We start from the raw sequence: 6,126 nt of genomic DNA, 5'->3' as shown, positions 1-6,126 counted from the left end.
AGAGACTTAAACTGCAAGTATATGATAATCAACTACATGTGTATTATAACACAAATTTAGTTACTATTCATGATATAAAAAATCAAAAGTTAAATTATCATGAAGATCATTACTTAGCAATTACTAAGGCTACCTTTAATGCTGATAAGTGTGATATAGCAATAATGGCTAAAAATAATTTAAATATGATAGGAGAAATGTATCAAAATGAATAGTACTTATACACAACTAGTAAAAAACTTAGAGTATCTAAAAATGAAACAGATGGTTAATCATCTAGATGAAATTATAGATTTTACTACTAAGAATAATTTATCTTTTGTAGATGCTCTTGTAAAACTTACCTCATATGAAATAGACTTTAAAGAAACCAATATGATTAAAGCAATGGTTAAGGTTGGAGCATTCCCTCATAACAAAGAAATTAAAGATTTTGACTTTGAGTTTCAACCTAATATTAACCGAGATCAAATATTAGATTTTATATCATTGCGTTTCATAGAAGCTAAAGAAAATATTGTATTTTTAGGTTCAAGTGGTGTTGGAAAAACTCATCTTGCTACTTCTATCGGAATCGCTGCCGCGAAACAACGTTATAGCACTTATTTTATAAAGTGTAATGACTTATTGCAACAATTAAAAAGAGCAAAATTGGAAAATAGATTAGATGCAAGATTAAAACATTTTAATAAATATAAACTTTTAATTATTGATGAATTAGGTTATTTACCAATAGATGCAGAAGATTCTAAGCTGTTTTTTCAACTTATTGATATGAGATATGAAAATAAAAGTACAATATTAACAACAAATATAAATTTTAATTCCTGGGATGATATTTTCTATGATCCTATAATAGCTAACGCTATTTTAGATAGAATTTTACATCATGCTCATGTAGTTTCTATAAGTGGAAACTCTTATAGACTAAAAGATCATTTAAGACAAGAAGATAACTAAAAAACTACATTCTTAAATGATCAAAAAGTTACATTATTAAGTTGACATTTATATATGCTGTTTTTTATTGCATTCTCAGTATGGGAATATACTAATCGGTAAAGATTGTAGGGGTATAATAATACAAATTCTATAGTTAAAAAGGTGACTATTGTGATAGAAAATGTACCAATGTGGTGATAAGTAGTTTGTTTTATACAAATATACAGTTTATATTTACAAGGAAATATAAACTAATTAAGGAATTTGAATTTTGGGTAATATATCATATTAAATGAGAAAAGAGACAAAAAAGTAATAATATGCTATTATAGAAGTACACATATAATGGAAATTTGGAGGGGGAAATGATGCTTGAAGGCTATAAAACAGTCACATATAAGAATAAAGGGAAAGATACTTTTTCAGATGTTTTAATAATACAAGATGAAAAAACTGAGGATTGTTATGCTTTAAAAGTAATTAAAGGAATAAATACACCATTACATAGGGTATTATTTGAGAGAGAGGTTGAAGCATTAACAAAATTAAGAATATGTGAAAATATTGTTAAATTAATTGACTTTGATATAGATAATTATAAAGATGAAGAGATAGATTATGGAGATTGTGGATATATTTTTCTTGAGTATATAGAAGGTAAAGGATTAGATGAAATTGATGTATTTGAATTATCTAATAGTGAAAAATATAAGATAATTGAACAATTAATCGATGCAATTCAAGTAGCGCATGAAAATAATATAATTCATAGAGATATTAGTCCTAAAAATATCATGGTTCATAATGACAATAAAGTTAAGTTGATAGATTTTGGTATAAGTAAAATTAAGGATATGGTAAATGATGCTACAGTTTATCAATTTGTAACTAATGGATATGCTGCTCCAGAAGTTAAAGAACATAGCGAAAATGCAACAGAACAAAGTGATATTTATTCATTGGGAGCTGTTATTTATTATTTATTTACAGGGGAGGAACCTCCATTATCATATAAGGTTAAAGAGAGTTTAAGCCATTCGGGTATAGATGTTGACTTAAGGAAAATACTTTTAAAAATGATGGAAACAACAATAGATGAACGATATAAAGACATTTTTGATGTTAAAAAAGACTTATTTGCTTTTATTGGGAAAATGAATAAAAGTGATAAAAAATATATAGTAAAGATTAATAGTAAAGTTTTAACTACTATGAAGAATAATAACTTAGTTCCTCAATATAAAATGTATGACAAGATTTTAAGTGAGGATATTCATGATGATTTTGTAAAGACGTATGTAGATGTAAAAAATCAAGATAATGGAAGTCTACAATATATTTTTTATGGGAATAGTATTGAACTCAGATGCTATTATAACAAAGAAAACCAAATGTTTCTAACAACAGTAGCAAAAAAGATATTTCCTAACGCAAGAGCATTTATAAAAAATAAATCTATGGAAATAAATGGAGAAGTGAAGTTTGTCTTTAGAGATACTCAAGAAAAAAATAATAATTTTGAATTAACAAATGAATTACAAGATTTTAAAGTTAATTTTAATTCAAGGGAAAATATCAATAATGAATATAGTAAAAACTTTTCTGCGTGGCATAAATTTTTAGATATAATGGAAGAAAGCAGCAAAAGGGAATCTATAAAAATAAGATATAATTCTGTAGAAAAAGTAGATAAATATATAGTTTTTAATATTTCTGAAGAAGATTATTATAGATTTGATAAAAAAGATGATAGTGATATGATTTTTGTTATCGAAGAATCAAGCCATAATAAAAAAACACGAACACTTGAAGTCGGTTCATACAGTAAAGTAGAAGTGGATAATGATAAGTATTATTTATATTTAATAAAGAGCAATAGAATTTCAATGGATAAAATACCTAAGAGTGGAGTTATATCTGAAGATTATAGAAAAAAAATAAAGTTAATACAACGAGAAAAGAAAGCTATAACAGGATTTAATAATGAACAATACGTAGGTACTAATAAATTAAAAGGTATATTTTCAGGTGTATCAAATGCATCATCATTTAATAGACCCGCAGAGATTAAATATTTTAATAAGGTTTTAGACCCTTCTCAAAAGAAAGCGATTGAGAAAGTTTTAAATTCACAAGACATAGCTTTGATTCAAGGCCCCCCAGGAACTGGAAAGACTAATGTAATTATTGAAATAATTAGACAAATAATAAATTATGGGAAAAAAGGTGATGTTTTTAGAAAAAAAATATTATTAGTATCTCAAGCTCATGCTGCTGTAGACAAAATGTTAGAAGATTTAGACGAATGTAATTGTGAAAATTTAAAAGTAATTAGAGTAGGGAGAGATGAAAATTTCACCAATCTAGTTAAGGTGAAATATGCAATTGATAAAGTTCAAGATGCATGGGTGGATGAAGTAATAAAGAAATGTAAAAAAAATAAGAAAAAAATGCTCAATTATTTAAAGGTTAATGAAGATGAGTTTGATGTTTATTACAAATCTATAAGAGAAGAATGTGAAGATTTTAAAGAAAATGAATTAAAAAATGAGAAAGAAAGCATTATTAATTTTGAAGAAAAATACAGTAAGAGTATAGAAAAAAGCGAATTTCAAGGGTTACTAATACAGCAAGATTGGATGAATAGAATACAGAGTGATTTAGAGATAGAAAAATATTTTGTTAAAAATTCAAATATAGTTGCTGGTACTTGTACTGGATTTCTGTCTAATAAAACTATTAGTGATATGGTATTTGATTATTTAATTGTCGATGAAGCTGCAAAAGCAACATTTCCAGAATTATTAATATCAATAATAAGAGCAAAAAAAATAATATTGGTAGGAGACCATAAACAATTACCACCAGTATTAGATGAAAACTTAATTAGAAAGAGTAGAAATGAATTTGAAGAAAGTAAATTAGATGTTAATACACTTTATGATGGAGTCTTTTATAGATTATTTAATCATTTAAAAGATACTAATAAACAAACTTTATTAACTCAGTATAGAATGCATCCGACTATTGGAACAATGGTAAGTCAAATGTTTTATAAAGAAGAGAAAATTTCAAATGGTGTGACAGAAGAGGAGAGATTGCACAATATTAAAGAATATAAAGGTTTAGCTATTGTTTGGATAAGTACATCAAAATGTAGTAATCGAGGAGAGAAGAGAAACTGTAAGGGAGCATCAAAAACATATAGTAATATTTTGGAAGCCAATATTGTTCGAGAGCAGCTTAGTTTAATAAATAAATATTCAAACAATGATATAGAAGTGGGAGTTATAACACCATATAGTGCTCAGAAGATTAAAATAAATGAAGAATTAAAGAATTTGGATTTAAGTAGAATAAAAGATGAAGTTGTTGTAAATTCAGTTGATGCATTTCAAGGAGGACAAAAGGATATCATAATATATTCAACTGTCAGAAGTAATAATGAGAATAAAATAGGATTCTTAGATTCACAGGAAAGATTAAATGTAGCATTTTCTAGAGCAAAAAAGTTATTAATTATAGTTGGAGATAAAGAATTTTTGAATAGAACAGAAATTAAGAATAATCGTTTTCCAGAGATAATTTCTTATATAAATAGTAAAGAGGACTGTAAGTTTATTGATTATAGGTTAAAAAAGAGAATTCAGAAGAGGTAGAGGAATATGTGGGATTTAAAATATGATTTGAAGAACTTAATTCATTATAAAAGTGGATATGAGTATATTAGTTCATTTAAGATATATATACCTATTACTGAAGTTGGATTAAATATATTAATTAGAAAAGAACAACAGATACCATTTTTTCACGAAATAATTTTAAAGTTAGTAAATAATGGTATATGCAGAGTTAATCAGATTTCAGATATAAGTGGAGTAGATTTAGATATATTAAATGATGTCATTGGTGATATGTCAGTAAATGATTTGATATATGTAAAATCAAATAGTTTAATGTTGACGACTAAAGGTAGAAGAACTTTAGAGACATTAAAGAATATTACTATTGAAAAAGATAATATTAATAATATTTATATTGATTGTATTACTGGTAATATATATGATGAATTAGACGTTGTAAAAAATCCTCCTAAATTTTCAGCTTGGTTAGAAAAATGTGTAGATATAGATGAGAGGTTTATTTCAAAAAAATTTAATGATATAAATAGTATTTTTCTAGAGAGGCAGAAAGAATATAGTCAAGGAATATTTGATATAAATAGTAATAAGGAGATATATCAAATACTAGATAAGGAATATGAAAATACATTTTATTTAGAGAAAAAAATAAATTTTTTTAAAAATGATTTAGATGGAAGTAATCTTTTAGAGTTTGAAAATCATCGAGATGAAGAATATAGGAAAGAATTAATGAAGCAAATTAACTCGAGATTTGGAGCAAAACAATTTCTTATTGATAAGAAGAAATTAAAAGAAAATATAAAAATTGATTTTAATATTAATAATGAGATGTATACGAATTTAAAAGATTTAGTGAATTTCTTAGTAAAATCAGAAAGAAATAATCAAGATAAGTTAAATGAGTTGTATTTTAAAAATAGATATATGATTGCGGATGAAATTAGATGGGTACTTCTTAATTTGAAAAATATAAAACCGGCTAAAATTATTATTAAAAGTAGTAATTTGCATAAATATTTAAACGATAATATAATTGCTTTTTTAAAGATTTTTTCATCTAAGGCATATGTAGAGATAATTGCAGATAAAAATGAAAAAAATATAGAAAATTTAAGGAATAAATTAACTATTATAGGTAAGAATAAAAACAAAATAAATTGGATATATAAAGATAATATAAATGAAGATAATATTTTGTTGTATCCTTATGCGTTAATAAAGTCATATTCTGTAGCAATTTCTTATAATAATGATGATTATATTATTAAAGAAATTTCAGAGATATATTTTGATGAAAGTAACATTAAAGAAAATAATTTATAAGTAAGTTGAAAGATGAAAGTGAAAAGGAAAAAGTGTGAATATGCTTTTTTCTTTTTTTATGCAAATTTATAGTTAACAAAAAGTAAGCGTCAAAGTTTTGTAAGCGTCAAAGTTTTGGTACCTTTTATCAATTAAAAAAATATATTAAAATATCCCGGTAGGGCGATTTAAAGCCCTATCGGGATTTATTTATTTCTTGATTTTGACTTTTAGATTG

The 6,126-nt window shown here is 25.0% G+C and carries 3 protein-coding genes and 1 pseudogene; all 4 read left to right on the top strand.

What is annotated here, in order from left to right:
* Positions 1-215 (top strand): annotated as a pseudogene (locus KQI30_RS16385) (IS21 family transposase); the annotation flags it as partial.
* Positions 208-960 (top strand): IS21-like element helper ATPase IstB, encoded by a 753-nt coding sequence (gene istB, locus KQI30_RS16380; protein ID WP_216464421.1) that lies wholly within the window; start codon positions 208-210, stop codon positions 958-960. The pseudogene KQI30_RS16385 and the gene istB, both read left to right, overlap by 8 nt.
* A 347-nt stretch (positions 961-1,307) precedes the next feature.
* A complete protein-coding gene (locus KQI30_RS16375; protein WP_216464420.1) occupies positions 1,308-4,601 on the top strand; it encodes a serine/threonine-protein kinase in 3,294 nt (1,097 codons plus the stop codon).
* A gap of 6 nt (positions 4,602-4,607) precedes the next feature.
* Positions 4,608-5,909 (top strand): hypothetical protein, encoded by a 1,302-nt coding sequence (locus tag KQI30_RS16370; RefSeq protein WP_216464419.1) that lies wholly within the window; start codon positions 4,608-4,610, stop codon positions 5,907-5,909.
* The last annotated feature ends 217 nt before the right edge of the window (positions 5,910-6,126 follow it).

The organism is Clostridium bornimense (genome assembly GCF_018917145.1).
GTDB lineage: Bacteria > Bacillota > Clostridia > Clostridiales > Clostridiaceae > Clostridium_AN > Clostridium_AN bornimense_A.
This window is presented reverse-complemented; position numbering and strand designations above follow the sequence as displayed.